The 15,891-nt window shown below is 71.7% G+C and carries 15 protein-coding genes; 7 read left to right on the forward strand and 8 right to left on the reverse strand.

From position 1 onward, the window contains the following. Window positions 1-64: 64 nt before the first annotated feature. The 6 genes from P8T65_RS36560 to P8T65_RS36585 all read right to left on the reverse strand — a co-directional run bounded on the left by P8T65_RS36560 (window position 65) and on the right by P8T65_RS36585 (window position 6,286). A complete protein-coding gene (locus P8T65_RS36560) occupies window positions 65-1,054 on the reverse strand; it encodes a zinc-dependent alcohol dehydrogenase family protein (protein WP_316729494.1) in 990 nt (329 codons plus the stop codon). After that, complete coding sequence (locus P8T65_RS36565) at window positions 1,051-1,974, reverse strand: carbohydrate ABC transporter permease (RefSeq protein WP_316729495.1); 924 nt, start codon at window positions 1,972-1,974, stop codon at window positions 1,051-1,053. The genes P8T65_RS36560 and P8T65_RS36565 overlap by 4 nt, the downstream gene beginning before the upstream one ends. After that, the gene (locus P8T65_RS36570) at window positions 1,971-2,909 is read right to left on the reverse strand and encodes a sugar ABC transporter permease (protein WP_316729496.1); all 939 of its coding nucleotides are present in this window, start codon (window positions 2,907-2,909) and stop codon (window positions 1,971-1,973) included. Before P8T65_RS36570 ends, P8T65_RS36565 begins: the two co-directional genes overlap by 4 nt. Beyond that, window positions 2,906-4,273, reverse strand: a complete 1,368-nt coding sequence (locus tag P8T65_RS36575; RefSeq protein ID WP_316729497.1) for a sugar ABC transporter substrate-binding protein — start codon at window positions 4,271-4,273, stop codon at window positions 2,906-2,908. Before P8T65_RS36575 ends, P8T65_RS36570 begins: the two co-directional genes overlap by 4 nt. Window positions 4,274-4,389: 116 nt before the next feature. After that, window positions 4,390-5,151 carry a DeoR/GlpR family DNA-binding transcription regulator gene (locus tag P8T65_RS36580; protein ID WP_316729499.1) on the reverse strand — a complete coding sequence of 254 codons (762 nt, stop codon included), beginning with the start codon at window positions 5,149-5,151 and terminating at the stop codon, window positions 4,390-4,392. A 325-nt stretch (window positions 5,152-5,476) separates the two neighbouring features. Further along, a complete protein-coding gene (locus P8T65_RS36585) occupies window positions 5,477-6,286 on the reverse strand; it encodes an NAD(P)-dependent oxidoreductase (RefSeq protein ID WP_316729501.1) in 810 nt (269 codons plus the stop codon). 265 nt (window positions 6,287-6,551) lie between these two features. On the opposite strand from P8T65_RS36585, the gene P8T65_RS36590 reads away from it, so the two are divergent. Both P8T65_RS36590 and P8T65_RS36595 read left to right on the forward strand, forming a co-directional pair. After that, the gene (locus tag P8T65_RS36590; protein ID WP_316729502.1) at window positions 6,552-7,508 is read left to right on the forward strand and encodes a 5-dehydro-4-deoxyglucarate dehydratase; all 957 of its coding nucleotides are present in this window, start codon (window positions 6,552-6,554) and stop codon (window positions 7,506-7,508) included. Next, window positions 7,505-8,677 (forward strand): hypothetical protein, encoded by a 1,173-nt coding sequence (locus tag P8T65_RS36595; RefSeq protein WP_316729503.1) that lies wholly within the window; start codon window positions 7,505-7,507, stop codon window positions 8,675-8,677. The genes P8T65_RS36590 and P8T65_RS36595 overlap by 4 nt, the downstream gene beginning before the upstream one ends. Before the next feature lie 51 nt (window positions 8,678-8,728). Here the strand turns inward: P8T65_RS36595 and P8T65_RS36600 are convergent, their stop codons facing one another. Both P8T65_RS36600 and P8T65_RS36605 read right to left on the reverse strand, forming a co-directional pair. Next, complete coding sequence (locus P8T65_RS36600; protein WP_316729504.1) at window positions 8,729-9,337, reverse strand: dihydrofolate reductase family protein; 609 nt, start codon at window positions 9,335-9,337, stop codon at window positions 8,729-8,731. A 21-nt stretch (window positions 9,338-9,358) separates the two neighbouring features. Then, entirely contained in the window at window positions 9,359-10,627 is a 1,269-nt protein-coding gene (locus tag P8T65_RS36605; protein WP_316729506.1) for an MFS transporter, read from the reverse strand. A 198-nt stretch (window positions 10,628-10,825) separates the two neighbouring features. Between P8T65_RS36605 and P8T65_RS36610 the strand changes: the two genes are divergently transcribed. From P8T65_RS36610 to araD, 5 genes are all read left to right on the forward strand, one after another. Further along, on the forward strand, window positions 10,826-11,419 hold the full coding sequence (locus tag P8T65_RS36610) for a TIGR03086 family metal-binding protein (protein ID WP_316729508.1): 594 nt from the start codon (window positions 10,826-10,828) through the stop codon (window positions 11,417-11,419). A gap of 90 nt (window positions 11,420-11,509) precedes the next feature. Next, window positions 11,510-12,259 carry an MBL fold metallo-hydrolase gene (locus tag P8T65_RS36615; protein WP_316729509.1) on the forward strand — a complete coding sequence of 250 codons (750 nt, stop codon included), beginning with the start codon at window positions 11,510-11,512 and terminating at the stop codon, window positions 12,257-12,259. Window positions 12,260-12,422: 163 nt separating this feature from the next. Then, window positions 12,423-13,088, forward strand: coding sequence for a GntR family transcriptional regulator (locus tag P8T65_RS36620; RefSeq protein WP_316729511.1), 666 nt, complete (start codon window positions 12,423-12,425; stop codon window positions 13,086-13,088). A 97-nt stretch (window positions 13,089-13,185) separates the two neighbouring features. Further along, complete coding sequence (locus P8T65_RS36625) at window positions 13,186-14,097, forward strand: dihydrodipicolinate synthase family protein (protein WP_316729513.1); 912 nt, start codon at window positions 13,186-13,188, stop codon at window positions 14,095-14,097. Beyond that, complete coding sequence (gene araD / locus P8T65_RS36630) at window positions 14,094-15,833, forward strand: L-arabinonate dehydratase (protein ID WP_316731843.1); 1,740 nt, start codon at window positions 14,094-14,096, stop codon at window positions 15,831-15,833. The genes P8T65_RS36625 and araD overlap by 4 nt, the downstream gene beginning before the upstream one ends. Window positions 15,834-15,891 lie beyond the last annotated feature (58 nt).

Here is a 15,891-nt window from a genome sequence, read left to right on the forward strand (position 1 = left end):
CCAGCGAATTTCGGTCGCCCGACGGAGCGCCCGGCCGCCCGCGGCCGCCCCCCGGCACCCGGCTCTACGGCACCACCACGATCTTCCTGCCCACCCCCGACGCGAACTGCTCCAGTGCCTGGGGGTACTCCTTCAGCGGTACCCGGTCGCTGATGAAGACGTCCGGGTCCAGGACGCCGCCCGCGAAGAGCTCCGCCGCGCGTTCGAAGCTGTGCAGGACGGCCATGGAGCCGGTGATGGTGATCTCCTGGTTGTAGATGCGGTACGGGTCGATCGTGACCCGGGTCGCGTAGTCGGCCACTCCGAACTGGAGGAACGTGCCGGCCTTGGCCACCCGGTCCAGGCCGTCCTGGATGGCGGCGGCGTTGCCCGTCGCGTCGATCACCACGTCCCAGCCCTGCGGGCGGTCCAGTTCGTCGGGGCCGGCTGCGGACGCCGAGACGCCCAGCCGGCGGGCGGTCTCCAGCCGGGAGGGGTTCACGTCGACCACGTCCACGCTCGCCGCGCCCGTCCGCTTCGCGAGCTCCAGCATCATCAGGCCCATCGTGCCGGAGCCGTAGATGAGGACATGGGCGCCGAGGCGGGCGCGCAGGACGTCGTAGCCCCGTACCGCGCAGGACAGCGGTTCCACCAGGGCCGCGTCCTGGGTGCGGACGTGCTCCGGGAGCCGGACGCAGTTGGCCACCGGCGCCACTGCGTACTGCGCGGCGCCGCCGGCCGTGGTGACCCCGATCGCGGCCCACCGTTCGCAGAGGTTGTTGTGGCCGGTCCGGCAGTAGCGGCACTCGTGGCAGTACAGGGACGGGTCGACGGCCACCCGGTCGCCCACGGAGAGTTCCGTGACCCGGCTGCCCACGCCCACCACCTCGCCCGCGAACTCGTGCCCCGGCACGATCGGGAGCCTCGGCGCGAACTCGCCCTGGAGGATGTGCAGATCGGTGCCGCACAGACCGCACGCGGCGACCTCGACGACGACCTCGCGGGGTCCCGGTGTCGGGTCCGGGACCTCGGCGACGACGGCCTTGCCCACGGACTCGATGACGGCGGCCTTCATTTGACGGCTCCCAAGGAGAGGCCCTGGACCAGCTTGTCCTGGGCGGCGAACCCCGCGGCGAGCACCGGCAGGGAGATCACGAGCGAAGCGGCGCACACCTTGGCCAGGAACAGGCCCTGGCTGGTGATGAAGCCGGTCAGGAAGACGGGCGCGGTCTCGGCGACGACGCCGGTCAGCACCCGTGCGAACAGCAGCTCGTTCCAGCTGAAGATGAAGCAGATCAGGGCGGTCGCGGCGATGCCGGGGGCCGCTATCGGCGCCACCACCCGGGCCAGCACCGTGGGGAGCCGGGCGCCGTCCAGGTGCGCGGCCTCGATCACCGCCACCGGGACCTCCGCGAGGAAGGACTGCATCATCCAGACGGCGATCGGCAGGTTCATGGAGGTGTAGAGGAGGACGAGGAGCCAGATGTTGTCCAGCAGGCCCGTGTTCTTCGCAAAGAGGTAGAGGGGAAGCAGACCCGCCACCACCGGCAGCATCTTCGTGGAGAGGAAGAAGAACAGGACGTCCGTCCACTTCTTCACCGGGCGGATCGACAGCGCGTACGCCGCCGGGAAGGCGAGCAGCAGGACCAGCAGGGTCGAGGCGAGGGACGCGACCGTCGAGTTGATCAGGGCCGGCCAGGGGCTGGCCCCGCCGTCCACGCCGAAGAACTCGCGGTAGCCGTCGAGGGTGAGGGAGGCCGCCCAGGACGGCGGGTTGGTCGCCGCGTCCGGCTCCGAGTGCAGCGAGGTCAGGGCCATCCAGGCGATGGGGAGGAAGAACAGGAGGCCGAGCAGCCAGGCGGCCACCCCGAGGCCGGCGCCCCGGGCCCCGCGGGCACGCGCCGGTCGTGTCCGCCTCGTCGTGCGGCGCGCGGCTGCCGCCGTGCCCTGCGCATCCGCCGTCGTGTCGCGTATGTCTGTCGTCGTGTCGCTCATCCGCGCGACACCTCCTCGCGGAACAGCGACGACACCACGCGCAGGGCGAACGTCGCGATGATGATCGAGCCGATGACGACCAGGACCCCGGCGGCCGAGGCGAGGCCGTTCTCGTGGGCCTGGTAGAAGGTCTGGTAGACGGTGTACGGCAGGTTCGCGGTGCCCAGGCCGCCCGAGGTGATCGTGAAGACCGCGTCGAAGTTCTGCACGATGTAGATCGAGCCGAGCAGGGCGCCCAGTTCGAGGTAGCGGCGCAGGTGCGGGAGCGTCAGATGGCGGAAGATCTGCCAGTCGCTCGCCCCGTCGACCCGGGCGGCCTCGATCTGCTGGTGGTCCCTGGACTGCAGTCCCGCCAGCAGGATCAGCATCATGAACGGCGTCCACTGCCACACCAGGGAGGCCTCGACCGCGAGCAGCGGGGTGTCCGAGATCCAGTCCGGCTGGGGGCCGCCCACGTAGTGCAACAGCCCGTTGAACAGGCCGTACTCGGGGTTGTAGAGCACATGTTTCCAGAGCAGGGCGGCCGCCACCGGGACCACCAGGAAGGGGGCGATGAGCAGGGTGCGGACGATGCCGCGGCCCCGGAACCTCCGGTCCAGCAGCAGGGCGAGCAGCAGACCGAGGACCAGGCTGGCGAGGACCACGGCGACCGTCAGCAGGATCGTCGTCCACACCGAGCGGCGCAGGTCGGGATCGGTGAGCACCTCGCCGTAGTTGGCGAAGCCGGCGAAGGAGCGGGCGTCCGGGTAGAGGGAGTTCCAGTCGAGGAGGGAGATCACCAGGGTGGCCACGAACGGGAGTTGGGTCACGGTGATCATGAAGATCAGGGCGGGCAGGAGCGGGGCGCGGGTGGCCCAGGCGCGCAGCCGGGCGTTCGGTGTGCCCTGGGTGCGTATGGGGGTCGCCGCCCTCGGCGCTGTCGTGGTCGCGGTCATCGTCCCTCGTACTCCTCGGAGATCTGCTCGGCGAGCTCCTGCGATTTCTTGAGGGCCGACGCGACGGACTGGCGTCCGGCGATGGCCGCGCTGATCTCCAGGGAGACCTTGGTGCCGAGGTCGGTGAACTCGGGGATGCCGACGAACTGGATGCCGGGCGCGGGGCGCGGCTGCACCCCGGGGTCGGTGGGCCGGGCGCCCTCGATGGCCTCGCGGGTCATCTCCTGGAAGGCGGCGGCCTCCTTGCGGTAGTCGGGGTTCGCGTACGTCGACTCCCGTTTGCCGGCGGGGACGTTCGACCAGCCGATCTCTTCGCCGACCAGTTCCTCGTACTCCTTGCCGGACGCCCAGGAGACGAACTTCCATGCCTTGTCGGGGTTGCGGGAGGCCTGCTGGATGCCCCAGGCCCAGGTGTAGAGCCAGCCGGAGGACTCGGTCCTCTCGACCGGCGCCGGTACGTAGCCGATCCTGCCCTTGACCGGGGAGTCGTCCGCCTCCAGGGAACCAGCGGCGGACGTGGCGTCGTACCACATGGCGACCTTGCCCTGGGTCATGTTGTTGAGGCACTCGGCGAAGCCGGCCTGGGCGGCGCCGGATTCGCCGTGCTCGCGCACGAGGTCGACGTAGAACCTGGTGGCCTTCTCGAACTCGGGGGAGTCGAGCCGGGCCTTCCAGTCCTTGTCGAACCAGGTGCCGCCGAAGGTGTTCACGACGGTGGTGAGGGGCGCCATGACCTCGCCCCAGCCGGGCAGTCCGCGCAGACAGATGCCCTTCATGCCGTCCTCGGCCCCGTCGGCCTTCGCGGCGAGGTCGGCGACCTCCTGCCAGGTGGGGTGCTCGGGCATGGTGAGCCCTCGCTCGGCGAAGACGTCCTTGCGGTACATCAGGAAGGACGACTCGCCGTAGAACGGCTCTCCGTAGAGTTTGCCGTCGTCGCCGGTCAGGGACTGGCGCATCGGCTTCAGGATGTCCTGTTGGTCGAAGGCCGGGTCCTTCGCGACGTACGGGTCCAGTTCCTCCAGCCAGCCGTTGCGTGCGTAGACGGGGATCTCGTAGTTGCTGAGGGTGGCCACGTCGTACTGGCCCGCCTGGTTGGCGAAGTCCTGGCTGATCTTGTCGCGGACGTCGTTCTCCGGCAGCACGGTGAAGTTCACCCTGATGCCGGTCTCCTTGGTGAAGTGCGCGGCGGTGAGCTTCTGCAGCTCCTGCATCTGCGGGTTGTTGACCATCAGTACGTTGATGGCGTCGCCGCCGGATCCCGCCCCGCCCGCCCCGGTCCAGCAGCCGGAGAGAAGCGGGGCGAGCAGCGTCCCTGCGGCGACCGCGGCGAGTGCGCGCGGCCTCCGTCGGCTCGGGATTCGCATGGATCGCTCCTGGACGTATGGGGAGATAAGGGGCACGTGAAGGTAGGGGGAGGTAGGGGGAGGTTGTGCGGGCAGGCAGGGGAGGGCGGGGGCCGTGGAGTCGGTCGGGGCCGGGGTCAGACGCGGATGACCTGGGGCCCCAGCAGCGAGTACCTGTGGGCCTCGGACGTCGGCAGCAGCGTGCTCGTGACGATCGCGTCCAGGCCGCTGACCTCGGCGAACCGGCAGAAGCTGACGGCGCCGAACTTGGTGTGGACGCCCGTGAAGACCGTGCGCCGGGAGGCGCGGATCGCCTGGGCCTTGACCTCGCTGACGGCCGGGTCGGGGGTGGTGAGGCCGTGTTCGCGGGTGATGCCGTTGGCGCCGATGTACGCCAGGTCGATGACGAAGCCGGCCAGCATCCTCGTCGTCCAGTGGTCGACGGTGGCGAGGGTGCCGGGGCGCACCCGGCCGCCGAGCAGCAGCACGGTGGTGTTGCCGGCCTCGGCGAGGGCGCCCGCCGTGGCGAGCGAGGCGGTGACCACGGTCAGCGGCCGGTCCCGGGGTAGCGCCTCGGCGATGAGCTGCGGGGTGAAGCCCTCGTCGACGAAGACGGTCTCCGCGTCGCCGAGCAGTTCGGCCGCCGCGGCGGCGATCCGGCGCTTCTCGGGCACGTGGCTGGTGGCGCGGAAGGCGAGCGTCGTCTCGAAACCGGCGCTCTCCACGGGATACGCGCCGCCGTGCGTACGTCGGACCAGGCCGTGGTCCTCCAGGGCGCGCAGATCACGCCGTACGGTCTCCTTGGCGACGCCCAGTGTGACCGCGAGTTCGGCGACGTCGACCGCGCCGTTGCTGCGGGCGGCCCTGACGATCTCGCGCTGCCTTTCTTCCGCGCTCATGGCCGACACCTGCCCTCCTCGCCGTAGTGCTGCCCGTTCGGGCCCGCTGCGGGCCTTGGGGGAAGTTCTACAGCGGGTGCGCGGCGCCGACCAGGCCTGTCACGGGTCCGATGCTGCCCGTCCCTGACCGTTTCGGGTGGCCACCGCCCGTGGCGGACCTGGGGCGGACGTGGCATCGGGCAACGGGCGTGCCCGAATGCGGGAGCGGGCGGGCCCGTTCGGTGCCCGCCCGCTCCTTCCGTACGTCATATGGCCCTACCCGTACGACGTACGAACCCAGAACCCTTGACAACCCGTGACAACTTTTGGGTCCTCGCCGGTCCGGTCAGTACGGCCAGATCGGGGGATCGTTGACGAAGTGGCCGCCGAGGTTGGCGTGGGCCTCGTTCCCCGGGGACAGCTCGCCCTGTTCGGCGATGAGCTTCTCGGCGTACGGCTCGGAGTCGTCCTGCGGTTCGTAGCCGAGGGCGCGGGCGGTGGAGAGGTCCCACCACAGGCGGGTGTTGGCGGAGGAGCCGTAGACGACGGTGTGGCCGACGTGCTCGGCGGTCAGGGCCGCGTGGAAGAGGCGGGCGCCGTCGGCCGGGCTCATCCACAGGGAGAGCATGCGGACGCTGGTGGGTTCGGGGAAGCAGGAGCCGATGCGCACCGAGACCGTCTCCAGGCCGTGCTTGTCCCAGTAGAGCTGGGCCAGGTCCTCGCCGAAGGACTTGGACAGGCCGTAGAAGGTGTCGGGCCGGTGCGGGGTGTCGATCGGGATCAGCGGGTCGCCGTCCCGGGGGCGGGGGGTGAAGCCCACCGCGTGGTTGGAGGAGGCGAACACGATCCGGGGCACGCCCTCCGCGCGCGCGGCCTCGTACAGGTGGTAGGTCCCCTCGATGTTGGCCTTGAGGATCTTCTCGAAGGAGGCTTCCAGCGAGATGCCCGCGAGGTGGATGATCGCGTCGACGCCCCGTACGGCCTCGCGCACGGCCTCCCGGTCGGCGAGGTCGGCCGTGATCGCGTCCGGCGCGTCCTCGACGGGCAGCAGGTCCATCAGGCGCAGTTCGTAGCCGTATGCCGGGAGCAGGTCCCGCATCAGGGTGCCGAGGCCACCGGCGGCGCCGGTGAGCAGAACGGTGCGGGGAGCGGGCATCCGTGGATCCTCCTTGCATCGCCAGCCGTGCACATGGGCGTCCGATATTCACATTCATGGACACGCTAGGGAGTGCGGTCGCGGGCGTCAAGTGCGGCGCGAGGGCGGGAAATCGCTGGTGCGGCGGCGGGTGTCCGGCTTGACCGGCGTCGCGAGGGCGCCTTAGCGTGCTCTTGTTCAGAAATGTAAACACTGATCAGCGACATGGACATGCGCGTCGAAGCCGACTCGACGGTCGACTTCGGCTCGGACTTGGGAGCGCCCCGTGACGTCAGCCCCTCTCACCGCCCGGCTCAGGGTCCCCAGCGGACCGCTGTTCTTCCCCGTCACGGCCTACGGCCCGGACGGCGCGGTCGATCTCGACGCCTGCCGCGCGCACGTCCGTCAGGGCGTCGACGCCGGGGCGGCCGCCGTCTTCGTCGCCTGTGGCACCGGCGAGTTCCACGCGCTCACGCCCGAGGAGTTCCAGAGCTGCGTCCGGGCCGCCGTCGCGGAGACGGCCGGCCGGGTGCCCGTGGTGGCCGGCGCGGGCTACGGCACCGCCCTCGCCGTGCGCTACGCGCGCCTCGCCGAGGGGGCGGGCGCCGACGGCCTGCTGGCCCTGCCGCCGTACCTCGTCGTGGCCGCCCAGGAAGGGCTGCTGCGCCACTACCGGGAACTGGCCGCCGCGACCTCCCTCCCGGTCGTGGTCTACCAGCGCGACAACGCGGTCCTCACCCCGGAGACCGTCGTCGGACTGGCCCGCACGGAAGGGATCGTCGGCCTCAAGGACGGCGTCGGCGACCTGGACCTGATGACACGGATCGTCAGCGCGGTACGCGCCGAGGGCCCGGCCACCGCCGACTTCCTCTACTTCAACGGCCTGCCGACCGCCGAGCTCACCCAGCCCGCGTACCGGGGCGTCGGGGTCCCCCTGTACTCGTCGGCCGTCTTCTGCTTCGTCCCGGAGATCGCCCTCGCCTTCCACCGGGCGCTCGAAGCCGGTGACCGCGCGATCGTGGAACGGCTCCTGGACGGGTTCTACCGGCCCTTCGTCGAGCTTCGCGCCAAGGGCCGGGGCTATGCCGTGTCACTGGTCAAGGCCGGGGTACGGCTACGGGGACTGGACGTGGGCGGGGTACGGCCGCCGCTGCACGAGCCTGCCGAGGAACACGTCGAACAACTGGGCCCGTTGATCGAGCGCGGACACGCGCTGCTGGAAGAGTGCCAGGAGGACATGTGAAGGCGTCGACGTTCGTCTACCCGTGGGACGTCAACGGGGACCCGGCAGCCGCGGAACGCATCGCGGGGCTGGGCGTACGACAGGTGACGCTCGCCTCCGCGTACCACTCCACCCGCGCGCTCACCCCCCGCCACCCCCGGCAGCGTATCGTCACCGCCGAGCACGCGGCCGTGCTGTACCCGCCGGGGGCGCGCTGGGAGGGCCGGACACTGCGGCCCTACCCGGCGGGGGACTGGGCGCCGGGTGACGCGTTCGGCGAGGCGGCGACGGCACTCGCGCACGCCGGGCTGGAGGTGCACACCTGGGTCGTCCTCGCCCACAACTCCCGGCTCGGCGCCGAGCACCCCTCGACCTCCGTGGTCAACGCCTACGGCGACCGGTATCCGTGGGCCCCGTGCGTCGCGCAGGAGGCGACCCGCGAGTACCTCGTCGACCTGGCCGTGGAGGCGGCGGTCCGGCCGGGCGCCCGCGGCACGGAACTGGAGTCGCTCGGCTGGTACGGGACCTCCCACCTCCACGCCCACGACAAGACGGGTGGCGTCGGGCTCGGGGACGCCGGGCAGTACCTGATGTCGCTCTGCTTCTGCGTGACCTGCCGCGCCGGTTACGCCGACGCCGGGCAGGACCCCGAGGAGCTGGCGGCGGCCGTCCGGGACGCGCTGGAGCCGCTGTGGCGGGGGGAGGCCGTCGACGAGGGCTGGCCGGCCGTGGAGAAGCTGCTCGGCGCGGGCCGGGCGGCGGCCACGCGCGTGTGGCGCGAGGCGATCGCCCGCTCCCTCCAGGAGGCGGCGGTCGAGGCGGTACGGGCCGCCGCGCCCGCCGGGTTCCAGATCCTGCTGCACGCGGACCCGGTGACGTACCACTGCGGGGCGAACCCCGGGGTCGATCCCGCGCACATTCTCGGCGTGGCGGACGGCGTGGTCGTCCCGTGTGCGGGCGGCCCGGGACTGCTGCCGGCCTTCGCCGAGGCCGGTGCGGAGGGCGCCGTCCTGGCCGCCAACTTCGGCATCGTGTCGGGCATGGGCGGCAGCCCGGTCACCCTGGCCGAGGACGCGGGCCGCGCGGCGGAACTGGGCGCGACGGAACTCCGCCTGTATCACGCGGGCCTGGCCTCGGACCAGGACCTGACGGCGGTGAGGGAAGCGCTGACGGCGGTACGGGGAGACTGACCGCGGTGGGGTGAGCCGGGGGCCGGGTGGATTGCGGCGCGCCCTCCCGTCTCAGCGCAGCACCGCGTACGTCAGGTGGGTGACCAGGCTTGTCGGGCGGGCGGTCAGTTGTCTCAGGGGCAGTGGGGGGACGCCGTCGAAGAGTCGGGTGCCGGAGCCGAGCGTGAACGCGGCGATGTGGAGCCGTAGTTCGTCGACGAGGCCGGCGGTCAGGTACTGGTTGACGGTGGTCGCGCCGCCCATGACCGTGACATCGCCGTCGCCGGCCGCCGCGCGGGCCCGGTCCAGCGCTGCGGTGATCCCCTCGGTGACGAAGTGGAACGTGGTGCCGCCGTCCATCGGCTGCGGGTCGCGCGGGTGGTGGGTGAGGACGAACACCGGGGCGTGGAACGGCGGATCGTCGCCCCACCAGCCGTTCCACGGCCGGTCCCACGCGCCGCGCACCGGGCCGAACATATTGCGCCCCATGACGAAGGCCCCGGCGGTGTTCAACCGGTCGATCTCGGCCCGGTTCTCCTCGGGAGCGTCGAACATCCAGGCGTGCAGCGCGGCGCCGGAGCCGTCGCCGCCGTCGTCGCCGAACGGGCGTTCCTCGGTCTGGTGGTGCCCCGCCGAGTAGCCGTCGAGCGAGATCGTGATGTCGCAGATCACCTTGCCCATGCGTACAGGGTCCCCCAGGGGTCAGCGATGGCGCAGCAGAACGGCCGCGGGAAGCAGGCAGACGCCCCCCACCGACACCGCCAGGACCCGCAGGTCGATCGGTCCCACCAGGGCGGCGCCGATCGCCATGCCCACCGCTGTCGGGGCGAACAGCAGGGTCTGGGCGGTGGCCGTGGCGCGGCCCAGCAGGTGGGGTGGGGTGTCGCGCTGGACCGCGGTGAGCGTGGCGACGAGGACGCACGGCAGCCCGGCGCCGATCGCCGCGCCGCACACGAGGGCCACGGTGTCCTCCGGTGAGGCGCGCAGTGCCACGGCCACCCCTGTCAGGGCGATCCCGTACGCGGCGAAGCGGCGTTCGCCGAGGCGGCGCAGGAGGGGGCCGGTGGTCAGGCCGACGGCGATCGACCCCGCGCCCTGGGCGACGTGGAGGAGGCCGGCGTAGGCGGGGGAGCGGCCTAGGGCTTCCACCACCGCGAAGACGAGGGAGCCGTTGATGCCGGACAGCAGCATGGTCACGCCCCCGGCCAGGACGAGCGGACGCAGGCGCGCGTGGGCCAGCAGGTACCGGGCGCCTGCGGATGTGCGGCCGGTTCGGGACGAGCGGACGGTTCGAGCGGTTCGGGCGGTGGGGTCGGTTCGAGCGGTTCGGGCGGTGGGGTCGACTTCGGCGATGGGGTCGGTGCGGGTGGCGCGGCCGGCACTCTCCCGTACCGAGCCGTACAACCCCGCCGCCGCCACGAACGTCACCGCGTCCAGCAGGGCCACCGTCGCTCCGCCGTACGCCGCGTACAGGCCCGCCCCCGCCAAGGGAGCCAGCAGCTTCATGCTCTCGTTCGCCGTCATGCGCAGGCCGTTGAAGTCGCCGAGGAGGGAGGGGGCGACGGTGGTGGCGACGAGGGCCGACTCCGCCGCGTCGTGGACGACGCCCGCCGCGCCGTAGACGAGGAGGACCGCGTAGAGGAGCCACAGGTCACCCGGGGCGTCGACGGTGAAGAGGCTGAGGAGGAGGGCGGCCAGGGCGAGGTCGGTGGTGATGAGGAGGGCGCGGCGGTGGGGGCGGTCCGCCAGGGCGCCCAGCAGGGGGCCGGCCAGCAGCGGGGCCCACAGGGCGAACGCGCACAGCGCCGCCAGCGCGTCCGAGCCGGTGAGGTCCTTGACCCAGACCCCCGCGACCAGCCACAGCGCGGACGAACCCAGGCCCGAGACCACCACCGCGGCCAGATACAGCCCCGCGTCGCGGTCCCGCAGCACCCGTCCCACCGCCCACGTCGTCGATGCAGTCGATGTCATGGCTGGTGAGCGTGGTGCTAAGGACCCGGCGCACGGATCGGGCGGATGCCCTAGGAAACGTCACCGGGAAAGGTGTTTGCTCCGTCGGCGATGAGTTCTCGGGACGCCGGGGGTCTACCGAACACGAACCCCGACCCCCGACCCCCGACCCCCGAACCACGCACCACGCACGAGGACAGACCTGTGAAGGAGTACCGCATGACCGACCACGGCCCTATCCCCCTCGACCTCGGCCCGCAGACCCGCCTCGTCGCCCGGCTCGTCGCGGCCGTCCGGGACGACCAGCTCGCCGCCCCCACCCCGTGCCCCGAGTACGCGGTGCGCCACCTCCTCGGGCATCTCCTCGGCCTCGCCATCGCCTTCCGGGACGCGGGCCGCAGGGATCTGGGGCCGACGACGGACACCGACCCGCAGTCCGCGCTGCCCGACATCGGGCCCGGCTGGCGCGAGGCTCTGCCGAAGGTGCTCGACGAACTGGCGGAAGCCTGGCGGGACCCGGCCGCCTGGACGGGTGAGACCCGGGCGGGCGGGGTGTCGCTGCCGGGGGCGGTCGCCGGGGCCGTGGCGACGGACGAACTCGTCGTGCACGGCTGGGACCTCGCGCGGGCGACCGGGCAGCCGTACGAAGCCGATCCGCCGGCCCTCACCGCGACGCACGCCTTCCTGGAGGCGTCGGTCGACGACCCCTCGCGCGGCGAGATCTTCGGCCCCGTGATGCCCGTCCCGGACGACGAGCCGCTGCTCGACCGTGTGATCGGTCTGAGCGGACGCGATCCGAAGTGGAAGCCATAGCGGCAACCTTGCGAGCAACACCATGAGCAACCCACGAAAGAACGCACAAACCCGGCGCACGCCCCCGTCCGCGTCCGTACGCTCCCGAGCATGCCCCTGAGCCTCACCGTCCTCGGCACCGCCTCACCGCACCCCGGCCCGGGCAGGCCCGCCTCCGGGTACCTGCTGCGCGGCGGCGGCGCCGAGATATGGGTGGAGGCGGGCTTCGGCACGTTCGCTGAATTGCAGCGGCACACGGACCCCACCCGGCTCACGGCCATCTGGATCTCCCATCTGCACGCCGACCACAGCGCGGATCTTGTGGCCGCGCTGTACGGGTTCGCCCACGGCGGCCTCACCCTCCCGGCGCCGCTGCCGGTCTACGCGCCCGGCGACTGCGCCGCCCGCGTCGCGGGGTTCCTCGGGCGGTCGGACCCCGCCTCCCTGAACGGGGTCTTCGACTTCCGCCCCCTGTACGACGGCCACACCGTCCGGCACTGGAACCTCACGCTCACCGCCCGCGCCGTCGTCCACGACGTGGAGGCGTACGGCCTGCGGGCCGAGTGCCAGGGGCGGGTCCTCGCCTACTCGGGGGACAGCGGGCCGTGCGACGCGCTGGGCGCGCTCGCGGGCAGCGCCGACCTGTTCCTGTGCGAGGCGGACGTCGACACGCATCGCGAAGGCGAACCCCAGGTGCATCTCACCCCGGAGGAGGCGGGCCGGTACGCCAAGGGCGCCGGCCGGCTGCTGATCACCCATGTGGGGCCCACGCTCACCCCGGAGGGGGCGACCGGGCGGGCGGCGGTGGTCTTCGGCGGTCCCACCGAGAGCGCGCGGGTGGGGGACACCCACATCGTGTGACACCGGTATCGACGGTGTGGCACCCAAGATCATGTGACCGCGCGCACATCTTCTTCTGTCAGAAGCATTGACGAAGCACGGGCCCCCTCCTACCTTCAACGCGTCGTACTTCGTACGTCATATATGAGACGCGATATGTGAGATCCGAGAGCGAGAGGCGCGCATGACCTCTGTGCCCACGCCGATCCCGTCCCGCACGCAGTTCGTGCTGGAGGGGATCAAGCACCGCATCCTCACCGGGCAGCTGACGCCCGGTCAGGCCCTGGTCGAGACCGAACTGGCCGCGCAGTTCGGGGTGTCGAAGACGCCCGTGCGCGAGGCCCTGAAGACACTGGCCGGGACCGGGCTCGTCGTGATGAGCCAGTACAAGGGCGTCACGGTGCGCATGGTCGATGCGGACATGGCGCGCGAGGTCTACGACGTACGGCTGCTCCTGGAGCCGGAGGCGTTGCGCCGCTCGGTGCGGCGCGGTGCCCCGTGGGACGCGGCGAGCGACGCGCTGACCAGGGCCGACGAGGCCACGGACACCGCCGAACGCTCGCTGGTCAACCGGGAGTTCCACCGCGCGCTGTACGTACCGTGCGGCAATCCGCTGCTCGGCCGGATGCTCGACGAGGTGCGCGACCAGGCCGCCCTGGTCTCGGCCGTCGCCTGGGCCGCCGACCCCTCCTGGGAGCGGGAGGCCGCTGAGCACCGGGAGATCCTGCGGCTCGCGCTCGACGGCGACGCGGACGGCGCCGCCGCCGCGCTGTACGCGCACATCGCCTCGTTCGTCGAGCGGGCCTTCCCGGAGGCCCGAGTGGAAGCACAGGGCCCACCGGCCCCGTAAGCCCCCGAGTCCACGAGGCACGGCGGAGCCGCCCGACGCGGCGGCCACGCCGGCCCTCCGCAGTCCTCCAAGAACTCCTTGCAGAGGAAGGTCATCCATGAGCAGCGTGACGTTCGAGACCCAACGGACGGCCCTGGCCGACGTGGTGGCCATCCCGGTGACTCCGTTCGCCGAGGACGGCACCGTCGACCAGGACGCCCACCGGGCCCTGCTGCGTCGGCTGCTCGACGGCGGCATCACCACTCTCACCCCGAACGGCAACACCGGCGAGTTCTACGCGCTCACCCCCGACGAGCGCCGCCTCGTCACCGAGCTGACCATGGACGAGGTCGGCGACCGCGCGGTGCTCCTGGTCGGCGTCGGACACGACATCCCGACCGCGATCGCCTCCGCCGAGCACGCCCGCACGATCGGCGCCCAGATGGTGATGGTCCATCAGCCGGTCCACCCCTATGTCTCGCAGAGCGGCTGGGTCGACTACCACCGGGCGATCGCGGAGGCCGTACCCGAACTGGGCGTCGTGCCCTACATCCGCAACGCCCAGCTCACCGGGGAACGCCTCGCCGAACTCGCCGACGCCTGCCCGAACGTCATCGGGGTCAAGTACGCCGTCCCGGACGCCGCCCGCTTCGCCGCCTTCGCCCGCGACGCCGGCCTGGAGCGCTTCGTCTGGGTGGCCGGACTCGCCGAGCCGTACGCGCCCTCCTACTTCTCGGCCGGCGCCACCGGCTTCACCTCCGGACTGGTGAACGTCGCCCCGGCCGTCTCGCTGAACATGATCGAAGCGCTTCGATCGGGTGACTTCCCGGCCGCCATGAAGGTCTGGGAGCAGATCCGCCGCTTCGAGGAGTTGCGCGCCGCCAACGGCTCCGCCGACAACGTCACCGTGGTCAAGGAGGCCCTCGCCTCCCTCGGCCTGTGCCGCCGTGACGTCCGGGCCCCCAGCAGACAACTGCCCGAGGACGAACGCGCCGAGGTCGCCGTCATAGCCGCCGGATGGTCGATATGAACAAGCCCGTCGACAGGAAGAAGCCCGAGAACCTCCGCAGTCACCAGTGGTACGGCACCGACGGCCTGCGCTCCTTCAGCCACCGGGCCCGTACCCGCCAGCTCGGCTACCTCCCCGAGGAGCACCTCGGCAAGCCGGTCATCGCGATCCTCAACACCTGGTCGGACATCAACCCCTGTCATGTGCACCTCCGGGATCGCGCGCAGGCGGTCAAGCGGGGGGTCTGGCAGGCGGGCGGATTCCCGCTGGAGTTCCCGGTCTCGACCCTCTCCGAGACCTTCCAGAAGCCGACCCCCATGCTCTACCGCAACATGCTCGCCATGGAGACCGAGGAGCTGCTGCGCTCCTACCCGGTCGACGGGGCCGTGCTGATGGGAGGCTGCGACAAGTCCACGCCCGCGCTGCTCATGGGTGCCGCCTCCGTCGACCTGCCGACCGTGTTCGTGCCCGCCGGGCCCATGCTGCCGGGGCACTGGCGAGGCGAGGTCCTGGGCTCCGGCACCGACATGTGGAAGTACTGGGACGACAAGCGCGCCGGGCTCATCGGCGACTGCGAGATGACCGAGCTGGAGTCCGGTCTCGCGCGCTCGCCGGGGCACTGCATGACCATGGGCACGGCCTCCACGCTCACCGCCGCCGCCGAGGCCCTCGGGGTCACCGTCCCGGGCGCCTCCAGCATCCCGGCCGTCGACTCCGGCCACGACCGCATGGCGGCCGCCGCCGGTCTGCGCATCGTCGAACTGGTCCACAGCGACCGGAAGTTGAGCGACATCCTCACCGCCGACGCCTTCGAGGACGCCGTCACCACCGTCCTCGGACTCGGCGGCTCCACCAACGCGGTCATCCACCTCATCGCGATGGCCGGCCGCGCGGGCGTCGAGCTCACCCTCGACGACTTCGACCGCATCGCCCGCACGGTCCCGGTGCTCGCCAACGTCAGGCCCGGCGGGCAGACGTACCTGATGGAGGACTTCCACTTCGCGGGCGGCCTCCCGGGGTTCCTGTCCCGGATCACCGACCTGCTGCACCTGGACCGGCCGACCGTCTCGTACGACACGATGCGCGAACAGCTCGACGGCGCGCTCGTGCACGACGACGACGTGATCCGGACCCGCGAGAACCCGGTCGCCGCCGAGGGCGGGGTCGCCGTCCTGCGGGGCAACCTCTGTCCGGACGGCGCGGTCATCAAGCACATCTCGGCCGAGCCGCACCTGCTGAAGCACACCGGCCCCGCGGTCGTCTTCGACGACTACAGGACCATGCAGCGGAGCATCGACGACCCGTCGCTCGGCATCACCGCGGACACCGTCCTGGTGCTGCGCAACTCCGGGCCCAAGGGCGGTCCGGGGATGCCCGAGTACGGGATGCTGCCCATCCCCGATCATCTGCTGAAGCAGGGCGTCCGGGACATGGTGCGGATCTCCGACGCCCGCATGAGCGGCACGAGCTACGGCGCCTGCGCCCTGCACGTCGCACCGGAGTCGTACGTCGGCGGGCCCCTCGCCCTGGTCCGCACCGGCGACTCCATCACCCTCGACGTCGAGGCCCGGACCCTGCAACTCAACGTGGACGAAGAGGAGTTGGAGCGCCGCCGGGCCGAGTGGACGCCACCGCCCACCCGCTACGAACGCGGCTACGGCGCCCTCTACAACGACCAGATCACCCAGGCCGACACCGGCTGCGACTTCGAGTTCCTGGCCAGACCGGGCAAGGTCCCGGACCCGTACGCCGGTTGAACAACCCGACCGACCCGCGCCCCAGGTCTTTCAGGGGCGCGGGGAACCGCGCGACAAG

The sequence above is a fragment of the Streptomyces sp. 11x1 genome, assembly GCF_032598905.1.
Lineage (GTDB): Bacteria > Actinomycetota > Actinomycetes > Streptomycetales > Streptomycetaceae > Streptomyces.

Coding starts and splice junctions, on each gene's coding strand:
- P8T65_RS36565 (WP_316729495.1), bottom strand. CDS start 1,974: ATGAGCGACACGACGACAGACATACGCGACACGACGGCGGATGCGCAG.
- P8T65_RS36610 (WP_316729508.1), top strand. CDS start 10,826: ATGACCGACCACGGCCCTATCCCCCTCGACCTCGGCCCGCAGACCCGC.
- araD (WP_316731843.1), top strand. CDS start 14,094: ATGAACAAGCCCGTCGACAGGAAGAAGCCCGAGAACCTCCGCAGTCAC.
- P8T65_RS36600 (WP_316729504.1), bottom strand. CDS start 9,337: ATGGGCAAGGTGATCTGCGACATCACGATCTCGCTCGACGGCTACTCG.
- P8T65_RS36560 (WP_316729494.1), bottom strand. CDS start 1,054: ATGAAGGCCGCCGTCATCGAGTCCGTGGGCAAGGCCGTCGTCGCCGAG.
- P8T65_RS36580 (WP_316729499.1), bottom strand. CDS start 5,151: ATGAGCGCGGAAGAAAGGCAGCGCGAGATCGTCAGGGCCGCCCGCAGC.
- P8T65_RS36585 (WP_316729501.1), bottom strand. CDS start 6,286: ATGCCCGCTCCCCGCACCGTTCTGCTCACCGGCGCCGCCGGTGGCCTC.
- P8T65_RS36620 (WP_316729511.1), top strand. CDS start 12,423: ATGACCTCTGTGCCCACGCCGATCCCGTCCCGCACGCAGTTCGTGCTG.
- P8T65_RS36605 (WP_316729506.1), bottom strand. CDS start 10,627: ATGACATCGACTGCATCGACGACGTGGGCGGTGGGACGGGTGCTGCGG.
- P8T65_RS36615 (WP_316729509.1), top strand. CDS start 11,510: ATGCCCCTGAGCCTCACCGTCCTCGGCACCGCCTCACCGCACCCCGGC.
- P8T65_RS36575 (WP_316729497.1), bottom strand. CDS start 4,273: ATGCGAATCCCGAGCCGACGGAGGCCGCGCGCACTCGCCGCGGTCGCC.
- P8T65_RS36570 (WP_316729496.1), bottom strand. CDS start 2,909: ATGACCGCGACCACGACAGCGCCGAGGGCGGCGACCCCCATACGCACC.
- P8T65_RS36625 (WP_316729513.1), top strand. CDS start 13,186: ATGAGCAGCGTGACGTTCGAGACCCAACGGACGGCCCTGGCCGACGTG.